Source organism: Tropicimonas sp. IMCC6043, assembly GCF_004146235.1.
GTDB lineage: Bacteria > Pseudomonadota > Alphaproteobacteria > Rhodobacterales > Rhodobacteraceae > Tropicimonas.
This window is the reverse complement of record NZ_SELO01000021.1, coordinates 44,414-64,622: the sequence shown is the minus strand read 5'-3', so window position 1 is coordinate 64,622 and position 20,209 is coordinate 44,414. Positions and strand designations below refer to the sequence as shown.

21 protein-coding genes are annotated in these 20,209 nt (G+C 66.8%); 12 read left to right on the top strand and 9 right to left on the bottom strand.

Annotated features, from left to right (window positions below; genetic code table 11):
• Nucleotides 1-194: 194 nt before the first annotated feature.
• Nucleotides 195-2,765 carry an AAA family ATPase gene (locus EU800_RS29035; RefSeq protein WP_129634301.1) on the bottom strand — a complete coding sequence of 857 codons (2,571 nt, stop codon included), beginning with the start codon at nt 2,763-2,765 and terminating at the stop codon, nt 195-197.
• 158 nt (nt 2,766-2,923) lie between these two features.
• Here EU800_RS29035 and EU800_RS26945 point away from each other — a divergent pair, with 158 nt between their 5' ends.
• The gene (locus EU800_RS26945) at nt 2,924-3,070 is read left to right on the top strand and encodes a hypothetical protein (protein WP_165354714.1); all 147 of its coding nucleotides are present in this window, start codon (nt 2,924-2,926) and stop codon (nt 3,068-3,070) included.
• A 323-nt stretch (nt 3,071-3,393) separates the two neighbouring features.
• Here EU800_RS26945 and EU800_RS17390 read toward each other — a convergent pair whose 3' ends face one another.
• A complete protein-coding gene (locus tag EU800_RS17390) occupies nt 3,394-5,064 on the bottom strand; it encodes a peptidoglycan-binding domain-containing protein (protein WP_129634300.1) in 1,671 nt (556 codons plus the stop codon).
• Between the two features lie 140 nt (nt 5,065-5,204).
• Between EU800_RS17390 and EU800_RS17385 the strand changes: the two genes are divergently transcribed.
• Nucleotides 5,205-6,203, top strand: a complete 999-nt coding sequence (locus tag EU800_RS17385) for a class I SAM-dependent methyltransferase (RefSeq protein WP_129634299.1) — start codon at nt 5,205-5,207, stop codon at nt 6,201-6,203.
• Between the two features lie 55 nt (nt 6,204-6,258).
• A complete protein-coding gene (locus tag EU800_RS17380; RefSeq protein ID WP_129634298.1) occupies nt 6,259-7,065 on the top strand; it encodes an SDR family NAD(P)-dependent oxidoreductase in 807 nt (268 codons plus the stop codon).
• Between the two features lie 13 nt (nt 7,066-7,078).
• On the opposite strand, the gene EU800_RS17375 is transcribed toward EU800_RS17380, so the two are convergent.
• Nucleotides 7,079-7,465, bottom strand: coding sequence for a hypothetical protein (locus EU800_RS17375; RefSeq protein WP_129634297.1), 387 nt, complete (start codon nt 7,463-7,465; stop codon nt 7,079-7,081).
• A 166-nt stretch (nt 7,466-7,631) separates the two neighbouring features.
• Between EU800_RS17375 and hemF the strand changes: the two genes are divergently transcribed.
• On the top strand, nt 7,632-8,522 hold the full coding sequence (gene hemF / locus EU800_RS17370; RefSeq protein WP_129634296.1) for an oxygen-dependent coproporphyrinogen oxidase: 891 nt from the start codon (nt 7,632-7,634) through the stop codon (nt 8,520-8,522).
• 3 nt (nt 8,523-8,525) lie between these two features.
• Here hemF and EU800_RS17365 read toward each other — a convergent pair whose 3' ends face one another.
• Entirely contained in the window at nt 8,526-9,128 is a 603-nt protein-coding gene (locus tag EU800_RS17365; RefSeq protein WP_129634295.1) for a trimeric intracellular cation channel family protein, read from the bottom strand.
• 4 nt (nt 9,129-9,132) lie between these two features.
• The gene (hemE, locus tag EU800_RS17360) at nt 9,133-10,167 is read right to left on the bottom strand and encodes a uroporphyrinogen decarboxylase (RefSeq protein ID WP_129634294.1); all 1,035 of its coding nucleotides are present in this window, start codon (nt 10,165-10,167) and stop codon (nt 9,133-9,135) included.
• Nucleotides 10,168-10,272: 105 nt separating this feature from the next.
• Between hemE and hemC the strand changes: the two genes are divergently transcribed.
• Nucleotides 10,273-11,229 (top strand): hydroxymethylbilane synthase, encoded by a 957-nt coding sequence (gene hemC / locus EU800_RS17355; RefSeq protein WP_129634293.1) that lies wholly within the window; start codon nt 10,273-10,275, stop codon nt 11,227-11,229.
• 389 nt (nt 11,230-11,618) lie between these two features.
• Here the strand turns inward: hemC and ald are convergent, their stop codons facing one another.
• Nucleotides 11,619-12,740: an alanine dehydrogenase gene (gene ald / locus EU800_RS17350; protein WP_129634292.1), complete on the bottom strand. Its 1,122-nt coding sequence runs from the start codon at nt 12,738-12,740 to the stop codon at nt 11,619-11,621.
• Nucleotides 12,741-12,871: 131 nt separating this feature from the next.
• On the opposite strand from ald, the gene EU800_RS17345 reads away from it, so the two are divergent.
• Entirely contained in the window at nt 12,872-13,330 is a 459-nt protein-coding gene (locus EU800_RS17345; protein ID WP_129634291.1) for an Lrp/AsnC family transcriptional regulator, read from the top strand.
• 26 nt (nt 13,331-13,356) lie between these two features.
• Here EU800_RS17345 and EU800_RS17340 read toward each other — a convergent pair whose 3' ends face one another.
• Nucleotides 13,357-14,358: a polyprenyl synthetase family protein gene (locus tag EU800_RS17340; protein ID WP_129634290.1), complete on the bottom strand. Its 1,002-nt coding sequence runs from the start codon at nt 14,356-14,358 to the stop codon at nt 13,357-13,359.
• Between the two features lie 55 nt (nt 14,359-14,413).
• On the opposite strand from EU800_RS17340, the gene EU800_RS17335 reads away from it, so the two are divergent.
• The 3 genes from EU800_RS17335 to EU800_RS17325 all read left to right on the top strand — a co-directional run bounded on the left by EU800_RS17335 (nt 14,414) and on the right by EU800_RS17325 (nt 15,700).
• Entirely contained in the window at nt 14,414-14,635 is a 222-nt protein-coding gene (locus EU800_RS17335) for a DUF2007 domain-containing protein (protein WP_129634289.1), read from the top strand.
• A gap of 1 nt (nt 14,636) precedes the next feature.
• Nucleotides 14,637-15,404 (top strand): tRNA1(Val) (adenine(37)-N6)-methyltransferase, encoded by a 768-nt coding sequence (locus EU800_RS17330; RefSeq protein ID WP_129634288.1) that lies wholly within the window; start codon nt 14,637-14,639, stop codon nt 15,402-15,404.
• 125 nt (nt 15,405-15,529) lie between these two features.
• Nucleotides 15,530-15,700: a YdcH family protein gene (locus EU800_RS17325; RefSeq protein WP_129634287.1), complete on the top strand. Its 171-nt coding sequence runs from the start codon at nt 15,530-15,532 to the stop codon at nt 15,698-15,700.
• Here the strand turns inward: EU800_RS17325 and EU800_RS17320 are convergent.
• Nucleotides 15,675-16,568 (bottom strand): DMT family transporter, encoded by an 894-nt coding sequence (locus EU800_RS17320; protein ID WP_129634286.1) that lies wholly within the window; start codon nt 16,566-16,568, stop codon nt 15,675-15,677. The genes EU800_RS17325 and EU800_RS17320 overlap by 26 nt on opposite strands.
• Before the next feature lie 114 nt (nt 16,569-16,682).
• Between EU800_RS17320 and EU800_RS17315 the strand changes: the two genes are divergently transcribed.
• From EU800_RS17315 to EU800_RS17305, 3 genes are all read left to right on the top strand, one after another.
• Complete coding sequence (locus EU800_RS17315) at nt 16,683-17,456, top strand: hypothetical protein (protein ID WP_129634285.1); 774 nt, start codon at nt 16,683-16,685, stop codon at nt 17,454-17,456.
• A 160-nt stretch (nt 17,457-17,616) separates the two neighbouring features.
• Entirely contained in the window at nt 17,617-18,750 is a 1,134-nt protein-coding gene (gmd, locus tag EU800_RS17310; protein ID WP_129634284.1) for a GDP-mannose 4,6-dehydratase, read from the top strand.
• Nucleotides 18,747-19,721: a GDP-L-fucose synthase gene (locus tag EU800_RS17305; protein ID WP_129634283.1), complete on the top strand. Its 975-nt coding sequence runs from the start codon at nt 18,747-18,749 to the stop codon at nt 19,719-19,721. Before gmd ends, EU800_RS17305 begins: the two co-directional genes overlap by 4 nt.
• Before the next feature lie 3 nt (nt 19,722-19,724).
• On the opposite strand, the gene EU800_RS17300 is transcribed toward EU800_RS17305, so the two are convergent.
• Complete coding sequence (locus EU800_RS17300; protein ID WP_129634282.1) at nt 19,725-20,204, bottom strand: RNA pyrophosphohydrolase; 480 nt, start codon at nt 20,202-20,204, stop codon at nt 19,725-19,727.
• Between the last annotated feature and the right edge of the window lie 5 nt (nt 20,205-20,209).

Genomic DNA, 20,209 nt, shown 5'->3' with positions numbered 1-20,209 from the left:
GCCCAGGCTTGCCCGTCCGACGTAGCTGAAGATTGCCGATACCAGCTGGATTCCGTGAGATACTCTTTGCATTTTCCCTGTACGGACCCTTCGAGTAGGCAGGTTCACGCCTGCCTGATTGTACGCTTTTGTGCGCGGACAAGTCTTTGTGGTTCCGGCTACTCGTAACCAGGCATGGATCCGCACGCACCCAATCAGATCAAGCCATCGGTTCTGGCTTTGGCGGCCGCCTCGCCCCTTGAGGCAACATCGAGCTTCGCAAGGATTGCGGAGACGTGGTGATCGACAGTTTTGGACGAGATGAACAGTATCTCGGCGATCTCGGCATTGGACTTGCCGGCGTCGATGCATTTCAACACGTCCATCTGCCGACGTGTCAGTCCGGCCGGGTTCTGTATTGTCGAGGCCCGGGGACCTGTGCGGCGGGGCGTCATTCCGAGGTCGCGCATCTCGGTCCGGACCCGATCAGCAACGGGTGCAGCTCCCAACTCTTCGAGAATCGAAATGGCCTCGCCGCGCGAAATCTCGTCGCCCTGCGCCAATGCCATGGCCCGGTCGAAATCTGCGCCGCGCTCGGCCCATGCCCTGGCTGCTCCGATCCAGTCTCCTGCGGCCTCCAGATGATACGGCTCGGGAGCATTCCCGAGATCGGGGATCGAAATGCCAGGATCGAGGCGGCGACGCCAGAGATGGACATTCGCGACAGGCTCGACAATTGGAGAACGCTTCGCGGCCCGACGCAGGAGGTCCGTGGCCTCTTTACGGCCGGTCCCGGTGAACCACGCCATTTCCGCGATCAGAAGCGCGTAGGGTGCAAGTCGCTGTGCCTCGGCGTCGGGGCTGTCAAAGCCGGAAAGGTAGTCAAGCGCACCGACCTCAGGCGTGGCGCCGGTGCGGATCTGGAGGGCCAACAAGGCAAGGGCGGCGTTGAATGGATACAGGACGAAGCCAAAATCCTCGTGCCGCGACCATGCCTCGCGCGCGATTTCACCTGCTTCTTCCCACTCGCCGGAATGTAGCTTCAGGCGGGCACGCAGCCCCGAATTGTAGACGAAGAACCCGTCAAGCTCCTGCTCTCGCAGATAGGGGGCGGCTTTCGTCGCGATTTCCAGCGCTGCCGGATATTCGCACAGGTGATACTCCATATGTGCCCGGTTGCCGAATGCTCGGGCGGCATGGTCCGGATTATCGATTTCCAGAGCGATTTCCAGGCTTCGGGACAGGTCGGCGCGCGCCGAAGCAGCGTCGGAGAAGCTCCTCGACATCCCGAGGTTGTTCAACGCGTGGCAGACGATGTCGGGACGCGCGCAGTCCTCTGCAAGCGCGATCGCGGCTCTGGCGGGCGCTTCGACCCTATCGTATTGCCACGCGAGCATAAGGAGTTGCGACACCGTTGAGAGGGCAAGCGCGAGTTCGGGGCCAGGATGGTTCGTGAGCTTCTGTACCGCTGCCGTAGCGGCTTCGAATGCGCCGGAAATGTCGTTGGCGCCCCATCGGAAACGCGCAAGCCGGCGCATCCCGTCGCCTACGCGAACGACATCCGCCGCGGTTTCGTGGAGCTTCTGGGCTTCGGCTTGGAGAGTCACGGCCCGGCGGTTGTCACCGACGAGGTAATGCGCCCACGCGGCCTCCTCGAGAAGATCTGCGCCAACGGCGTCGGCACTGTCGATGGCAAGGGTGTAGTACTGAGCAGCTTCGAGGCGGGCGCCGAGCGCCACGGCATCAGCTGCCGCATCCGGTGCCAGCCGGCGCACCGTCGCCACGTCATTGGCTGCGCGTGCATGGTGCAGGCGGCGTGCTGGGCGAATACCTTCCTGATGTTCAAGCAATGCAAGGAGCCGGGAATTCAACCTGCGCCGAATATCCGGTCGTATGGCGGCGTACACAGCCTGGCGCGCCACTTCATGCCGGAAAGCGAGGTTTTCTCCATCGAATTCCAAGAGGCCTACATCGAGGCTGGTCTCGATCGCCTCGCCAGTTTCGTCTCCGAGGAGGTCCAGAACCAGGGACCTTTCCGCGCGTCGCGGGAAGATCGAGACTGCATCCAGAAGACGACGCTCGTTTAGGGCCAGACGGTCGGCGCGCGCGAGAACCGCATCCTGCACGCTGGGTGGTGTAACGCCGGGATTGCGCAGCAGTTCTGTGACGTAGAAGGCATTGCCGCCGGTCGTTCGGAAAAGATCCTCGCCACGTTGCCCTGCAGCTCGCGCCAAAGCGGTGACGGCGGTCTCGGAGAGGGGCGAGAGCGGAAGGCGGACTACGATATCGCTCGGGGCGCCGGCAAGGAGCCGGCGCAGCTGCGACCGCCCTTCTGCATCGTCGGTTCGGGCGGTGACGACCAGCAGGATCGGTTGGTCCGCAATCCTGCGGGAGAGGTAGCGAAGGAAGTCCAGCGTCGCCTCGTCAGCCCAATGAATATCCTCGACCGCCAGTATCGTTCCCTCATTGACAGACGCAAATTCCGCGAGCGCATCGGAGAAGAGCGACAAACGTCCGGACGCCAGACGGGCTTCGGGCAAGGTCCAGCCGGCCTCCCGCGCAAGGTCGCGAAGCGCACCGAGCGGCTCGGCAATCCCCAGATCCTCGCATCCCCCCCGCAATATCCGGGACCGGATATCAGGCCCGGACAGAAAGGCTCGAACAAGCGTGGTCTTCCCGAGACCCGCCTCTCCCGTGATGGCGACGACCCGGCCATGCCCTGCCTGGGCGCTGGCCAATGCCGCCCGAAGCCGGTCCAGTGGTTCGTCCCGTTCCAGCAGCTCCATACCGCCCTCCCAGACAAAGGTTACCGCATCCGAACCCGATAGGGATCTGAAAATGGGGAACCGAAGAAATCAAAATGGGGAATGCTCCCGACGCGCGGTTTGGGAAGAAACGGCAAGCTTGTGGCATGACCTCAATCTTCACATCAGGGAAAAAGCCGATGTTTTCGAAGCAGAAAGACCGCCGCTACCGTCGTCGCCCGACCCTCGAGGATCATCTCGACGTGACCGACATTCGCAAGAGGAACGAGGCCGCCTCGGCGGAGCTTGAGCGCTACAGATCTCTTCTCCCGCCACTGGTACTGTGAGTCTTCCGTCAATGGGGACTCTGAGCGGTGCATCCAGGGTCCATCATGAAACCCTGGCAGCATGAAAGGACTGTCTCGGAATTGGGCTCAACAGGACGACACGGGAGCTACGCCCAGGCGGTTCAACCCACACAGTGCGAATACGCCGCGCCAATTCTGCCGCGGTACGCGTGGACTGACGGTGCGTAGACGCTGCACTGCGCCGCGACGTCTTCGGTCCAAGGTTGCGACGGGGGCGTTCTTGCGCTCGCAACTTGTGCTGTCCTTTCGCAAAGCGGATTCGCGCAGCAAGCGGCATCTCTGCCAGCTCCTGCCGCCTGGCCCTACCGCTCCGGCATCAGCAGCCCGCCGAGATCGGCCAGCATCTGCGCCACGACGACCTCGTTCATGTAGCCCGTCACGTCCAGCCCGCGCGCGCGCTGGTAGCGGCGGATCGCGGCCCGGGTCTGGTCGTCGAAGCTTCCGTCGACCGGGCCGGGGTCGAGATTGAGCTGCTCCAGCCTGCGCTCGACCAGTGTCCGCGTCACCGGGTTGAGCCCGAGCGCCGCCTCGGCCGCTTCGGCCGCCTGCATGGCCTCGCTTCCGGCGTTGGCCATCGCCTCCAGGCGCTCCCGCGCAACGGCCGCGTTCGCGCCGTTGGGATGCGCGGCGAGATAGGCTGCGAGCGCCTCTTCGGTGCCGGCCGCCGCTGCGCGTTCCCAGTCGGCCCGCTCCAGCGCCTCGGCCTGCGCCTTCGCCGTGGCGTCGATCGCCGCCAGCCGCTCCTTCGCGATCGGCGCGAAGAGGCCATTTGGATAGCGCTCGAGATAGGTCCTCAGCCCCGCTTCGTCGCCTGTTTCGGAGACCGCCGCCCAGGCCTCGCGGTCTCTCTTTTCGCGTTCCAGTTCCTGCCTGCGCGTCTCGGCCGCGACCTCCGCCTCGCGCCGCTCGGCTTGCAGGGCGAGGCGTTCGATCTGCGTCGCGTTCAGGAAGCCGGTCTCGGGAAAGCCGTTCTTGGCCTGAAACCGCGAGATCGCCGCCCGCGAGCCGGAGCCGAAGACCCCGTCGACGCCGCGCGGCTCGAAGCCCAGCAAGGTGAGCTGCTGCTGGATGGTGCGCCGGTCAGCGCGGTCGAGCGCCAGCGCCTCTTCTGCGAGCCGCGCCTCGCGGCCCGGCTCGGTCTCGATCCGCTCGATCGCCGCCCGCGCCTCGGCGGCGAAGAACCCGTCAGGATAGCGTTGGAGATAGCCGCGGTAGCCCTCGACGCTGTCCTGCGCGAGGCTCGCCTGCCAGATCGCCCGCTCCACCTCGGCCGCGTTTGGGGGCGCCACCGGCCGTTCTGTGCCGGCCGGGATGAAGGCCACCCGCCCGGAGAGAAAGCCGCTGCCGCGCAGCCCCCGCACCGCCGCGATCGCCTCGGGCAGCGATTGCCCCTCCACCAGCAGCGGGTCGGTCACGAACTCGGCCACCGCTTCATCCGCGCCGGTGACGAGGGTGACGCCCTGCGGCGGCACCAGCGCCGACGGCCCGGCTTCGAGCCCGGCCCCCGGCGTCACCTCGCCCTCGACGGTGCCGAGCGCGACGATGGCAGCGCCCGGAACGCGCCCGGCCACAGCGAGCACCGTGTCCACGGAGAGCGCGATGTCGTCGATGGTCGCGAGATCGGGCCGCCCGGTGCGTTCGGCCTCGACCAGCCATGTCCGGCCCGCGCCGTTGAGGAAGGCGCCGGAGAGGTGGACCACGACGCGCGCCTCCTCCTCGATCCCGTTGAGGAAGGCAGAGAGTGCCTTGCGCATATCGCCAACCGAACCCGCGTCGGCAGTGATCACGTCGAAACCGGCTTCGCGCAGCGCCTGCGCGCTGTCCGCCTCGCCGCCGCCCGACCACCAGAGGCCACGCCGCGACTCCTCGGAGGCACCGATCACCAGAGCCCGGTCGGCCAGCGCCGCGCCGGCAGCGAGCGCACAGGCCAAGCCGAACGCCAGGGGTCCCAGGGTGGAAAGATATCTGCTCATCACGGCCTCCGATGGGTGTTCTTTTCCGCCAAGTCTACGCAGGCGGCGGCGGATATCAAATAGCAGCCGGCCGGGGTGGCCCCGGCGCGGCGGAATTTTCCGCGTGACCCCGGGTGCGGTTCTGCGATAGTGGCCGCGCCATGTCCGACAGCCGACTGACATTTGCGCTCAGATCCGGTGCCCTGCACCTGCCCCAGACGGGGGCCATCGCCGTCTTCCGGCCGCGGGCAGAGGCCGATCTCTCGGCTTTGCCACGCGAACGGGTCGAGATCGTCCAGGGCAACCGCGCCGATCACGATTCCTGGGCACGGAGAGGGTTCCGAACCGATGTCGCCGCCCCGGAGGATTTCGCCGCCGCCATCGTCATGTTGCCGCGGTCGAAGGCCGAGGCGAAGGCGCTGATCGCCGAGGCCGCCGCGCAGGGCGGGGTGGTGATCGTCGACGGGCAGAAGAGCGACGGAGTCGATTCGATCCTGCGCGAGATCCGCAAGCGTTGCGACGTCGCGCCTCCTGTCTCAAAGGCGCATGGCAAGATCTTTGCCGTCCAGCCCGGCCCCGGGCTCTTCGCCGACTGGGCGCTGCCGCCGGTGAAACGGCTGGAAAGCGGCTGGGTGACCGCGCCGGGAGTTTTCTCGGCCGACGGACCCGACCCGGCCTCGGTGGCGCTGGCAGAGGCGCTGCCGGCCAAGATGCCCGGGCGCGTGGCCGATCTCGGCGCCGGCTGGGGCTATCTCGCATTTCACGTCCTCGAACGCGCGGGCGTCACGGAATGCGTTCTGGTCGAGGCCGAACACGCCGCGCTCGAGGCGGCGCGGATGAACATTGCCGACGACCGTGCGCGTTTCCTGTGGGAGGACGTGACGCAGTGGAGCGATGGCGCACCCTTCGACCACGTCGTGATGAACCCGCCCTTCCATGCCAGCCGTGCCGCCGACCCCACGCTCGGCGCGGCCTTCATCGCTGCGGCGGCGCGCAACCTTTCCGGGCATGGCACCCTGTGGCTTGTGGCCAACAGGCATTTGCCCTATGAGGCGCCGCTCAACGCGGGTTTCGGCGAGGTCCGCGAACTCGATGGCACGCCGGGTTTCAAGATCCTCGCGGCGCGCCGGCCGAAATCCGGCGCGCGGCCGAAACGCTGAGACACTCACTCATCCCCCTCACGGCCCCCGGGCAACACTCCGACAGGACCGACACATGACATTCTCCATCCAAGGCAAGACAGCGATCGTCACCGGCGCCGCCCACGGGGTCGGGCTCGCGATCGCGCGGCATTTCCTGGACAAGGGCGCGAACGTGATGTTCGCGGATATGGACGAGAAGCGGCTCCGCGACGAGATCGGCGACGACAAGGGCGGCAGTGCCCGGTCCTTCGCCGGCGACCTGCGCGAGCGGCTGACCATCGCCAACCTTCTGTCGGCGACGCTCGACGCCTTCGATCATATAGACATCCTGGTGAATGCCTGCCGGCAGATGGAGCCCTCCGACCCGCTCGATCCGGACAATGACGCGGTCGAGATGCTGTTGCAGCAGAACCTGATGACCGCGTTGCGCCTGAGCCAGGCGGTGGCAAAACGGATGATCAAGCAGGCCAAGGAGAGCGAGTCCGAGGACCGCAACTCGGTCGGCACGATCATCAACCTGTCCTCGATCGCCGCCCGTAGGACCCATCCCGAACTGCTCGGATATTCTGTCTCGACCGCGGCGCTCGACCAGATGACCCGTTCGCTCGCCGTGGCGCTCGCTCCGCACCGGATCCGCGTGAACGGCGTCTCTTTCGGCTCGGTGCTCTCCTCGAGCCTGAAGGAAGCCCTGAAACAGAATGCCGATTATCGCGCCGATATCCGCGAGCACACGCCGATGAATCGGATCGCCAAGCCGGGCGAAGTGGCCGAGGCGGCGCAGTTCCTCGCCTCGGACGCGGCGGCCTTCATGACCGGGCAGATTCTCACCGTCGACGGAGGGCGCACCCTTCTCGATCCGGTCAACGCGCCGGCGCACTGACGCGGCCCGGCCCTTACTGCGGATAGGTCGCGTCGCAGCTCTCGAGTTTCGTTCTCGCCTCGCGCTCGGCGCGGACGCGGACCTTCTTCAGATCCCTCAGCTTCTGCTGCTCGACCGTGCGGTCGATGGTCACCGGCCTGGCACGGACGCGCGTTTGCGGAACGGTGCAATAGGTCCAGCCCAGTCCGGTATATAACCCGTTGCCGACGCAGAGGCCGACCTGCGAGCCGGTGTAGTATTCCGGCTCGATGGCGTAGCCGCGCTGCAGGTTGGCCTCGGTCTCGGCGATCAGTTGGTCGACCGTGGCCAGGTCACGCGTCGCCGCCACGAGGCAGGTCTGCCGCGGCGTCGCGCAGGCAGCCAGCAGTGGCAGGGTGAGCAGGAGAATCAGACGGCCCATGCGATCAGGCTACTGCGCGCGGGGCGCGGCGCCAATTGCGGACGAGCCGCAACGGGGCAGCTCGAGCGCCCCTTCGTCCGGTGCAGCCTCTTTTCTCTCCACACGCCCGGGACTGGCGATATCCGGGCAAAGCTGGTAGCCCGTGGCGGCCGTCAGGGAGGACAGGATGGAAGAAGCGATGCAGGCGGAAAAGACCCGCGCCTCGGAGTGGTTTCACGAGTTGCGAGACCGGATCGTTGCCGCCTTCGAGGCGCTCGAGGACAGCCAGGAGACCGGCCCCTTTGCCGGCCGACCGGCCGGGCGGTTCGAGCTGCGCGCGACGCACCGGACGGCGGAGGACGGCAGCGACGCCGGAGGCGGGCTGATGAGCGTAATGCGCGGCGGGCGGGTCTTCGAGAAGGTCGGCGTCAACATCTCCACCGTCCACGGCACGCTCGGCGAGGCCGCTCAGCAGGCCATGGCGGCGCGCGGCGTGCCGGGCATCGAGGCCGATCCGCGCTTCTGGGCCTCCGGCATCAGCCTCGTGGCGCATATGCAGAACCCGCACACGCCGGCGGTTCACATGAACACGCGGATGTTCTGGACGCCGGGCGCCTGGTGGTTCGGCGGCGGGGCGGATCTCAACCCCTGCGTCGAATATGACGAGGATACGGCGGCCTTCCACGCCGCGCTCAAGGCGGCCTGCGACGCCCACGATCCGGGGTATTACGAGCGCTTCAAGGCTTGGGCGGATACGTATTTCTTCATCCCCCACCGCAAGCGCGCCCGCGGCGTCGGCGGCATCTTCTACGACGACCTCAACACCGGCGACTGGGAGGCCGATTTCGCTTTCACCCGTGCCGTGGGCGCCGCCTTCCTGCCGGCCTTCCTTCCGGTGACGGAGGCAAGGCGCGACACGCCCTGGAGCGAGGCCGACAAGGAGGCGCAACTGGTCCATCGCGGCCTCTATGCCGAATACAATCTGGTCTATGACCGCGGCACTAAATTCGGGCTGGCCACCGGGCATGATCCCGAAGCGGTGCTAATGTCGCTGCCGCCGCTGGCGAAATGGATCTGAGGATCAGGCGGCGCGGCGGATGACGACGACCCGCGCAACGAGCATGCCGACGAAGGCGACCAGGATGGCGGCCCAGTCCGGGGCGGCTTCCCGCAGCAGCAGGTAGACCGCGCCGCCGGCGAGCGAGATCGTGGCATAGAGGTCCTTCTTCAGGATCGTCGGGGTCAGGTTGCACAACATGTCGCGGATCATGCCCCCGACGGTGCCGGTGATGCATCCGATGATGATGGCGATCAGCGCCGAAGTCTCGGCCTGCAGAGCGATCCGCGTGCCCATCAGGGTGAACAGCGCCAGACCCATTGCATCGAGGTAGAGCAGCAGCCGGAGTCGACGGCCGTTGCCGGTGTCCATGCGGCGGGCGGCGAACCAGGTCAGCATGGCGATGGGAACGGTCGTGGCGACATAGGTCAGGTCGTCGATCCAGAAAACCGGTGTGCGGCCCAGCAGGAGGTCGCGGACGGTCCCGCCGCCGAGCGCCGCAGCGATGGCGAGGACGGTGGCGCCGAAGAGGTCGAACTCCTGCCGGACCGCCTGGACCGCCGCGGAGGCCGCCATCGTTGCCGTGGCCACCACGGTCAGCGTCAGCGTGAGATGCGCCAGCAGCATGCGGTCAGCCCCGGGCGCCGCGCACCGTGTCGATCATAAGGCTTACATTGTCGGGGTCGGCATCCGGGGTGATTCCATGGCCGAGGTTGAAGATGTGCGGTCCCCTGGAGAAGGCCGAGACGATCCGGCGGGTTTCCTCGACCAGCGCGGCGCCGCCAGTGACCATGTGCGAAGAGGCAAGGTTGCCCTGCACGCAGCCGTCGACCTGCACATGTTCGGCGGCCCATTCGGGGCTCACCGAATTGTCGAGCGCGACGCAGTCGACCCCGGTCGCCCTGGCGAATCCGACATATTTCTCGCCGGCCTCGCGTGGGAAGGCGATTATCGGAAGGCCGGGGTGGCGCGCCTTCAGAGCGGCGGTGATCCGGCGGGCGGGTTCGACGGCATAGGTCTCGAAATCCGCGCCGCTGAGTGAGCCCGCCCAGCTGTCGAAGAGTTTCACCACCTCTGCCCCTGCCTCGACCTGCTGCGAGAGGTATTCGATCGTGGCCTCGGTCAGCCGCTCCATCAGCGCGTCGAAGAGCGGCCGGTTCTCTGCCTTGAGCGCATGGGCCGGGCCCTGGTCGGGCGTGCCGCGGCCGGCGATCATGTAGGTCGCCACCGTCCAGGGCGCGCCGGCGAAACCGATGAGCGCGACCTCTTCGGGCAGCTCGCGGGCGAGCAGGCGCACCGTCTCGTAGACCGGCGCGAGGTGGTCGTGGATGTCGTCCTTGCCTTTGAGCCGGTCGAAATCCGCCTGGGCCGTCACCGTGGAGAGCCGCGGCCCCTCGCCGGTCACGAACCAAAGGTCGGCCCCGAGCGCGTCGGGCAGGAGCAGGATATCGGCAAAGAGGATCGCCGCGTCGAATCCGTAACGGCGGATCGGCTGCAACGTCACTTCGGCAGCGAGCTCTGGATTATAGCAAAGAGACAGGAAATCCCCGGCCTGCGCACGGGTGGCGCGGTATTCCGGCAGGTAGCGGCCGGCCTGGCGCATCATCCAGATCGGCGGAACCGCCTGGGTTTCTCCGGCCAGCGCTCTCAGGAGCTTTTTCGCCATCCTTGCCCTCCCCTCTGTTCGCCCCGTTGGGTGCGACCTCTGGGACAGGAAGTCAAGCGGGGCAGGGTGTTGTCAGGCCGCGGGGCGGCAATTAAGCACGAGGGCATGGAATATCCGCTCCCCAACCCCGCCGCGCCGCTGCGCATCGGCACCCGCGGCTCGCCGCTGGCGCTGGCTCAGGCGCATGAAACCCGCGCCCGGCTCGGCGCCGCCTTCGGCCTTGCGGCCGAGGCCTTCGAGATCGTGGTGATCAAGACCACCGGCGACGACCGCGCGCTGATCGACACGGACCGGCCGCTGAAGGAGATCGGCAACAAGGGGCTCTTCACCAAGGAGATCGAGGAAGCGCTGCTCGCGGATCAGATCGACATCGCGGTCCATTCGATGAAGGACATGCCGGTCGAGCAGCCCGCAGGGCTTGTGCTCGACTGTTTCCTTCCGCGCGAGGATGTGCGCGATGCCTTCGTCACGCTTGAGGGCCGCGCCTTCTCAGACCTGCCGGAGGGTGCAGTGGTCGGGACATCCTCGCTGCGGCGGCGGGCGCAGCTGCTCTACCGGCGGCCGGACCTTCGGCTGGTGGAGTTCCGCGGCAATGTGCAGACCCGGATGAAGAAGCTTCAGGACGGTGTGGCCGCGGCGACCTTCCTTGCCTGCGCCGGGTTGAACCGGCTGGGGCTCGATATCGCGCGGGTGCCGATCGCCACCGAAGACATGCTACCGGCGGTGGCGCAGGGCGCGATCGGCATCGAGCGGCGGGACAGCGACAGCCGAGCGGCGCGCATGCTCGAGGCGATCCACGATGTGCCGACCGGCCAGCGGCTCGCCGCCGAGCGGGCCTTCCTCGCCGCGCTCGACGGCTCCTGCGAGACGCCCATCGCGGGCCTGGCCGTGCTCGAGGGCGGCAACCTCGCGCTCAGAGGCGAGATCCTGCGTCCGGACGGCAGCCGGTGTTACGAGGGCGCCGCAAGCGCGCCGATCGAGGACGGCCCAGCCCTCGGCCGCGATCTCGCCGCCCGACTGCTGGAACAGGCCGGCCCGGGCTTCTTCGACGCCCCGGTCTAGGCTAAGGGGCGTGACCGGAAAACAACCAGTTTTATACCCATGGTATAGTTTCCCTCCTTCTGGGGTTGAATTTCGCGCCGCAAGTGCCATCTTGTTTTAAGATCGACAAACTGCAGAGGAGCGCGAGATGCATCCGAATCATGGATTCCAGATGCTCTTCGGTCGGCGCCGGCGCGGAAGCCAGATGATTTTCCTGGCATGGCCGAAAAGGTTCTTTCGTCGCATGGCCGCCTGACCCGGAGCCGAAGTGAGAGTCAGACCGCCCGCCGGAGAGATCCGGCGGGCGGCGTGCTTCCAGGGCCAGGTTTTTGAAGTGAGCGCGTCTCGTGCGGGCTCACCCCTGGGGTCTGCCGGCGATCGGCGTCGCGCAGCGGCGCACCGACACGCGTCTACTCGGCCGCCAGCGCAACCTCTGCGTCGATCCCGTCGAGGCCGAGCGCTTCGGCGACTGCGTCGCAGGTGATCCGTCCGTCCCAGACGTTCAGCCCCGCGCGCAGGTGCGGATTGCGCCGCAGCGCCTCCTTCCAGCCGAGATCGGCCATGCGCAGGGCATGGGGCAGGGTGGCGTTGTTGAGCGCGTAGGTCGACGTGCGCGCTACGGCGCCGGGCATGTTGGCGACGCAATAGTGCACGATTCCGTCGACCTCGAAGGTCGGCTCGGAATGGGTCGTGGGCCGGGACGTCTCGAAACAGCCACCTTGGTCGATGGCGACGTCGACAAGGACCGCGCCCGGCTTCATCTCGGCGAGATCCGCGCGGGTCACCAGTTTCGGTGCCGCCGCGCCGGGGATCAGCACCGCGCCGATGACGAGGTCGGCGGCGGCAACGAGTTCGGCAATCCGCGTACGGGTCGAATAGGCGGTCTTGGCGCGGCTCTCGAAATGCGTGGCAAGCCGCTCGAGCGCCTCCGGATTGCGGTCCATGATGGTGACATCCGCGCCGAGGCCCACCGCCATCTGCGCGGCGTTGAAGCCGACGACGCCGCCGCCGATCACGACGACCTTTGCCGGCGCCACGCCCGGCACGCCGCCGAGCAGCACGCCGCGGCCGCCATGCGCCTTCTCCAGCGCCGTGGCCCCGGCCTGGATCGACATCCGCCCGGCGACCTGGCTCATCGGCTTCAGCAGCGGCAGACCGCCCCAGGCATCGGTAACGGTTTCGTAGGCCACCGCGACGGCACCCGACTCCATCAACGCCTTCGCCTGGTTCGGGTCGGGGGCGAGGTGGAGATAGGTGTACAGCAGCTGGCCCGGCCGCAGCATCGCGCACTCGGCGGGCTGCGGTTCCTTGACCTTCACGATCATCTCCGCGGTGGCGAAGACCTCCGTCGCCGTGCCGAGGATCGTTGCGCCGACGGCCTCGTAGACCGAATCGTCGGCCCCGATTCCGACGCCGGCGCCGGTTTCCACCGCGACGGAATGGCCATGCGCGATCATCTCGGCGGCAGATTCCGGCGTCAGCCCGACGCGGTATTCATGGGTCTTGATTTCCTTCGGCACACCGATGCGCATAGCCGCTGTCTCCCTTGTGCAATTCTGTCAAGAATATCACGCTCTGCGTCGGTTTCGATTCATACATGGCGCGTCTCTCTGGCGTTTTGCGAGAAGATTTCCGAAGATTGGTCAAAACGGGAGGATGTCATTTGGACAGATTTGACGCCAACATCCTGCGCGAGCTGCAGCGGGATTCGCATATCGCGGTTGCGGAGCTAGCCGATCGGATCGGGCTCTCGACCTCGGCCTGCCACCGGCGGGTGAAGCTCCTCGAGCAAAGCGGCATGATCGACGGTTATTCGGCGCGGGTGAATCCGAAGGCTCTGGGGCTGGACCTCGAGGTCTTCGTCGACATCACGCTGACCTCGCAGAGCCAGGAGGCAATGGACGCCTTCGAAAAGGCGGTGCAGCTCTATGACGAGATCCTCGAATGCGTGCTGACCACCGGCACCGCGGATTACATCCTGCGCATCGTGGCCCGTGACGTGGCGCATTACGACATGATCCATCGCCGATGCCTCGCCCGGTTGCCCGGCGTGTCGGGAATGCAGACAAGCTTTGCCCTGCGGTCGATCAAGTCCTGGCGGGGCTACCCGGTTCCGGGATGAGCGGAAGGCGCTGCGAGACGGCAGGTTCAGCGCAGCCGCGCCACCACGTAATCTGCGAGGTCGGTCAGCATCTCGCGAATCTCGTCCGCGGGAAGAGCCGAAAGCGCAGTCTTCGCGCGCTCCGCCCAGCCGAGTGCCTCGCGCCGGGTGGCCTCGAGCGTGCCATGGGTTGCGAGCAGCGCCAGCGCGGTCTCGAGATCGCCCGGGCGTTGGTCGCCCTTCTCGATGACTCGGCGCCAGAACGCTCGTTCCTCGTCGTCGGCCAGCGCCACCGCCTTGATCACCGGCAGCGTCAGTTTGCGTTCGCGGAAGTCGTCGCCGACATTCTTGCCTGTCGCCGCGGCGTCGCCGCCGTAGTCCAGCAAGTCATCGACGATCTGGAAGCTGATGCCGAGCGCATCACCGTAATCACGCAGCGCCAAGACCTGTTCTTCCGGAGCCCCGGCCACCACGCCGCCGACCTCGCACGCCGCCGCAAAGAGCGCCGCGGTCTTTCCGCGGATCACCTGCAGGTAGATCGACTCGTCCGTGCCGAGGTCCTGCGCCGCGGTCATCTGGAGAACCTCGCCTTCGGCGATCACCGCCGAGGCGTTGGCGAGAATGTCCATCACCCTGAGGCTGCCGGTTTCCACCATCAACTGGAAGGAGCGGGCAAAGAGATAGTCGCCAACCAGCACCGAGGACTTGTTGTCCCAGAGCAGGTTCGCGGTCGGCCGGCCGCGCCGTTGCGCGCTCTCGTCGACCACGTCGTCATGCAGGAGTGTCGCGGTGTGGATGAATTCCACCGTTGCGGCGAGTTTCACATGGCTGTCGCCGGTGTAGCCGCACATCCGCGCCGTCGCGAGGGTCAGCATCGGCCGGAGTCGCTTGCCGCCCGCCTCGACCAGATGCGCTGTCACCTCGGGAATCCGGGGGGCGTGCTCGGAGGCCATCCGGGTGCGGATCAGCGCGTTGACCTGCGCCATCTCGTCCGAAAGCGCGGCGGCGAGGCGGTCATGCGGTTTCTGGCTGGGGTCGTCCAGGCTCATCACGGTCTTGCTATCCCGCTCGACAAGGCGGCGGGCCTTCTCTTAACTCGACGCCATGAAAGAGGTTTTACGCAGCACCGACCTTACAGTAATCGCCTTCGCGAAAACGCTCCTCGCTGGCGAGGATATAGACTGCTTCGAAATGGACGTCCATATGAGCATCCTCGAAGGGTCGTTGGGCATCCTGCCGCGGCGGCTCATGGTGGCCGACAGGGACCTGTTCCGCGCCCGCGTGGCCCTGCGCGACAACGATCTCGACGTCAGCGAGGACCGCTGAGATGGACGACATGCCGCTGACGCGGGATGCCTATCTCGGCGGTCGCCTGGCACTCTGGCAACCGGCAAAGGGCTATCGCGCCGGTATCGACCCGGTCCTGCTCGCGGCCGCCTGTCCGGCGGAGCCCGGGCAGAGCGTGCTCGAACTCGGCTGCGGCACCGGCACGGCCTCGCTCTGTCTGGCGGCGCGCGTTTCGGGGCTTGCGCTCACGGGAGTCGAGCGGCAGCCGGAGATCGCTGCGCTGGCGCGGCGCAACGCCGCGGAAAACGGCGTGGAGATGAACGTGGTCGAGGCGGACCTCGCCCATCTCCCGCCGGGTATCCGTCAGCGGAGCTTCGACCATGTGATCGCCAACCCGCCCTATTTCCGGCGCGAGAACTCGCATGCGTCGCCGCATGGCGCGCGGGAGGCGGCAATGGGCGAGGAGACGCCGCTCGCGCTCTGGATCGCAACCGCGGCCCGGCGGCTGGCAACAAAGGGCTGGCTCACGCTGATCCACCGGCCCGAACGGCTGGCGGACCTGCTCGGCACGCAGGACGGGCTGGGATCCGTTCAGATCCAACCGCTGCAACCGCGGGAGGGACGGGACGCGAGCCTGGTGATCGTCCGCCTTCGCAAGGGCGGCCGGGCGCCTTTGCGGCTGCACGCGCCGCTGGTGCTCCATCGCGGGCGGATGCATGAATTCGACGGCGAGGACTATTCCGAGGAGATCACTGCCGTGCTGCGCGGCGGCGCGGCCCTTCCAGCATTCGGCGCCGCAGCCATATAGGCATTTTCGGCAAGGTTTTGCAGAGCCCGTGCAAAATATTCACCTGTGATGCCGGTTCGGCGTGACAAGCCCAGAAAATCGTGCTGCACTTGAGGGGCGAAAGAACTTGAGAGGAGAAGTTGGCCATGTCCGAGTCCGCCCGCGTTGAAGAACTCCGCAAGAAACATTCCGCCCTGTCGGCGAAAGTGGAGGAAATTCAATCTGCCCCCGGCTCCGACGACCTCGAGATTGTAGAACTCAAGAAACAGAAGCTTCGAATAAAGGAAGAGATCACGCGGCTGACGTCCGCCTCCTGACGCGAGCGGCGCGTGCGCTGGCCCAGGCGGCCAGTGCAGCGCCCCCGGTGATCAATGCCGCCGCCAGTGCAAGGCGCGGCGTCGGTTCCGCAAGACCGGCAAGCACCAGTGCCAATGTCGAGAGCAGCGGCGCAGCGTAGCTTGCGACACCAAGAAGCTGTATATCCCCGCGCTTCACCCCGATATCCCAGACATAGAAGGCGATCCCGACGGGACCGAGGCCGAGCGCTGCGACGCTCGCCCAGGCGCGTGCCGTGGCCGGAAACACGGTGTCTTCCAGCGCCAGATGGGCGAGGCCCGAGAGAAGCGCCGTGGCCAGGCAGAAGACCGCGACCGTCTCGGTCGGGGCGTGGCCGATGCGGCGGGACAGCACGGAATAGCCGGACCAGAACAGGGCACAGAGCAGCGCCAGCCCGTAGCCGGGCAGGGCGTCGCCGCGCAGCCCGCCGCCGTCGCCGAGGATGATGAGAGCCGCGCCACCGAGGCCGAGCGCGCCGCCCAGCAGGTGGCCGGGGCGCAGGCGTTCGCCCGGCAGGAGCCCCGACATCAGCACGATGAGCAGCGGCCAGAGATAGGCGATGAGCCCTGCCTGTGCCGGAGGGGCCAGTCGGAGGGCCGAGAAATAAAAGAAGTGGTAGCCGAACAGTCCCGCCGTGCCGAAAGCATAGATCTTCCAGCCGACGCCGCGCAGCCGGTGCAGCCCGCCTGCCGCCAGCGTCCAGACAACGCCGATCGCACCGCCGATGGCGAAGCTCATCGCGGTGAGCTGAAGCGGCGGCACCGGCGCGGATCCGACGGTGAAGAGCGCCAGTAGCGCCCAGAGAAGGACGGCGAGGAAGCCGGTGGCGGTGGCGCGGGAGCGTGTCATGCTGCTCTCTTTCGGGGATCGCGCGGGGGCGGTCAACTCCCTGAAAGCGGCAACGAAATGTGAACGTCTCTCGGGCAGGATCCGCGCCACGGATGCACTCAGAACGAGGCGCGCATGACGCTGAGAGGACTCGTCCCGACGCTGGCCGCGATCGCGGCCGTCCCGGCGCTGGCCGGTGGCACGATCGCCGAACCCGCCTCGCTCCATTCCCGCGGCTCCCTGTTCCGGGGCGCGGGTGGTTTGGTCACGGTGTCCCGCCTGCCGGCCGAGCCCGATGGGCGAGTGCAGGCCGCCTCGCTCTTTGTCGGCCGGGTCGAGGCCGGCCTGTTCGCTCCACCCCGCCAGACGCCCGGCCGCACCTCGGCCCGGTCCGAAGCGGGCGCGTCCGGAGGAATGCTCCGGCTTGGAGGATCGCAGCGCGACGGGATCCTCGACATCATCGGCTTCGCTGAATCCCGCCGGCACGGCTACGACGCTGTCCAGCACGCCGCGACGGTCCCGCCACCTCGCCGGCCGACCGCCTTGTCCGTCGCCGAGATCTTCCTGTGGATCGAAGACACGCCCGAACAGCAGCACGCCATCGGCCGTTACCAGTTCATCCCGCAGACTCTCGCCCGACTGGTTCGCGACCTTGGGATCGACGAGCACGCGCTGTTCACGCCGCGCCTTCAGGACCGGCTGGCCGACCGCCTGCTCCTGGAGGCTGGCTTGCACCGGTTCCGGGCAGGCACGATCACCCGCCACCAATTCATGAACAACCTCGCCGAGATCTGGGCCGGCCTGCCGACCGCAAACGGCAGGTCGCATTACCACGGCTTTGCGGGCAACCGGGCGACCATGAGCTGGGCGCAGTTCGACGCCGCGATGGCGCAGGTGTTCCCCGGCTGACGGAGCCGCGCGGAGATGAGGCGCGTCCGGGTAGCGGGCACGCGGATCGGCGGTCTTTCCGCTTTCTCCACGGCCGGGTGCATTTGCGGATGGACCCCTGCTGCCGGGCGCGGCACCAATCGGCAGGAGACGAATCGGCGACAGGGGAGCAACACAATCCATGACCAAGACGGCCCTCATCACCGGCGTCACCGGGCAGGACGGCTCCTATCTCGCCGAGTTCCTGCTGGAAAAAGGATACGAGGTGCATGGCATCAAACGCCGCGCCTCGATGTTCAATACCCAACGGGTGGATCACATCTATCAGGACCCGCATGTCGACCATGCCCGCTTCATCCTGCATCACGGGGACCTGACCGACACGTCGAACCTGACCCGGATCGTGTCGCAGGTGCAGCCGGACGAGATCTACAACCTCGGCGCACAGAGCCATGTCGCGGTCAGTTTCGAGGCGCCAGAATACACTGCCGATGTCGATGCAATCGGCACTTTGCGGCTGCTGGAGGCGATCCGGTTTCTCGGCCTCGAGCAGCGGACGCGGTTCTACCAGGCCTCGAGTTCCGAGCTCTACGGGCTGGTGCAGGACATGCCGCAGCGCGAGACCACGCCGTTTCACCCGCGCTCGCCCTATGCCGTGGCCAAGCTCTATGCGCACTGGATCTGCGTGAACTACCGCGAGGCCTATGGCCTCTATGCCTGCAACGGGATCCTGTTCAACCACGAGAGTCCGCGCCGTGGAGAGACCTTCGTGACCCGGAAGATCACCCGCGGCCTCGCCAACATCGCCCAGGGGCTCGAGCAATGCCTCTACATGGGCAATATCGACGCGATGCGGGACTGGGGTCACGCAAGGGACTATGTCCGCATGCAGTGGCTGATGCTGCAACAGGAGGAGCCGGACGATTTCGTGATCGCCACCGGTCAGCAATACTCGGTCCGCCAGTTCATCGACTGGTCGGCGCGCGAGCTTGGCATCGAACTCCGGTTCGAAGGAGAGGGCGTTGGCGAGATCGGTGTTGTGGAGCGCGTTGAGGGCGACGCGGCGCCGGCGGTCAAGCAGGGCGACGTGATCCTGCGGATCGACCCGCGCTACTTCCGGCCCGCGGAGGTCCAGACGTTGCTGGGCGATCCGTCCAAGGCGCGGCAACGGCTCGGCTGGGTGCCCGAAATCACCGCGCAGGAGGTCTGCGCGGAGATGGTCGCGGTGGATCTCGCGAGCGCACGGCGGCATGCGCTGCTCAAGTCGCATGGTTATGACCTCCCGGTCAGCCGGGAAGGCGGATCAGCGGGATGAAGATCTATCTTGCGGGACACCGGGGCATGGTGGGCGGCGCGATCCTGCGGCGTCTCGAGGCTCAGCGGGCAGCGGGACGGCAGATCGAACTGGTGACGCGAAGCTCCGCCGAGCTCGATCTGACCGACCAGGCCGCGGTGCGCGATTTCCTCGCCGCCGAGCGCCCCGACCAGGTCATCCTCACGGCCGCGAAGGTCGGCGGCATCCATGCCAACGACAGCTATCCTGCCGCGTTCATCTACGAAAACCTGATGATCGAGTGCAACGTGATCCACCAGGCCTTTGCCGCGGGAGTGCGCAAGCTTCTGCAGCTCGGATCTTCCTGCATCTACCCGCGGGCCGCGCCGCAGCCGATGCGCGAGGATGCCCTGCTGACCGGCGTTCTCGAACCGACCAACGAGCCCTACGCCATTGCCAAGATCGCCGGGATCAAGCTCTGCGAGAGCTACAACCGGCAATACGGCACCGATTTCCGATCGGTCATGCCGACGAATCTCTATGGGCCCGGCGACAATTTCCACCCGGAGAACAGCCATGTGCTTCCGGCGCTGATGCGTCGCTTCCACCGTGCAGCGCAGCGCGGCGACGCGGAGGTGGTCGTCTGGGGTACCGGCCGGCCGATGCGGGAGTTTCTTCATGTCGACGACATGGCCGAGGCCGCGCTCTTCGTGCTCGGTCTCGATCCCGAGACCTATGCGCGCGAGACACGGCCGATGCTGAGCCATATCAACGTGGGATCCGGTACGGATGTCTCGATCCGCAACCTGGCCGAGCGGATCGCCGAGGTCACGGGCTTTGCCGGGCGAATCATCTTCGACTCGAGCAAGCCCGATGGTGCGATGCGAAAGCTGATGGACGTGAGCCGGCTGCAGCGGCTCGGCTGGCAGGCCCGCATTCCGCTCGATCGCGGCATTCGCGAGACCTATGACTGGTTTCTCGCGCAGGATGAGGCCACGCTGCGGGCGGAATGACCTTCACAGGTGATCCGCGAAGGCCGCAATCACTTGCTCGTAGACCCCACGCTTGAAGGGCACGATGTTGGCGACCAGTTCCTTCGCCGGCAGCCAGCGCCACTCGGAGAATTCCGGGTGCTCGGTGTCGATCCGGATCTGGTCGTCGCGGCCGAGAAAGCGCAGGAGGACCCATTTCTGCTCCTGGCCGCGGTATTTGCCCTTCCAGACTTTGCCGAGCAGGTGAGCCGGCAGGTCATAGCGCAGCCAGCCCTCGGTCTCGGCGACGAAATGCACCAGGTCGGCATGCACCCCGGTCTCTTCCCAAAGCTCGCGCAGCGCCGCCTCGCGCCAGTTTTCGCCCTTGTCGATCCCGCCCTGCGGCATCTGCCAGGCCGGCACATCGGAATCGAGCCGTTGTCCGACAAAGACATCGCCCTCGGCATTGGTGAGCACGATGCCGACGCAGGGGCGATACGGGAGCTTGGACGGATCCTTGGTCATGGCGC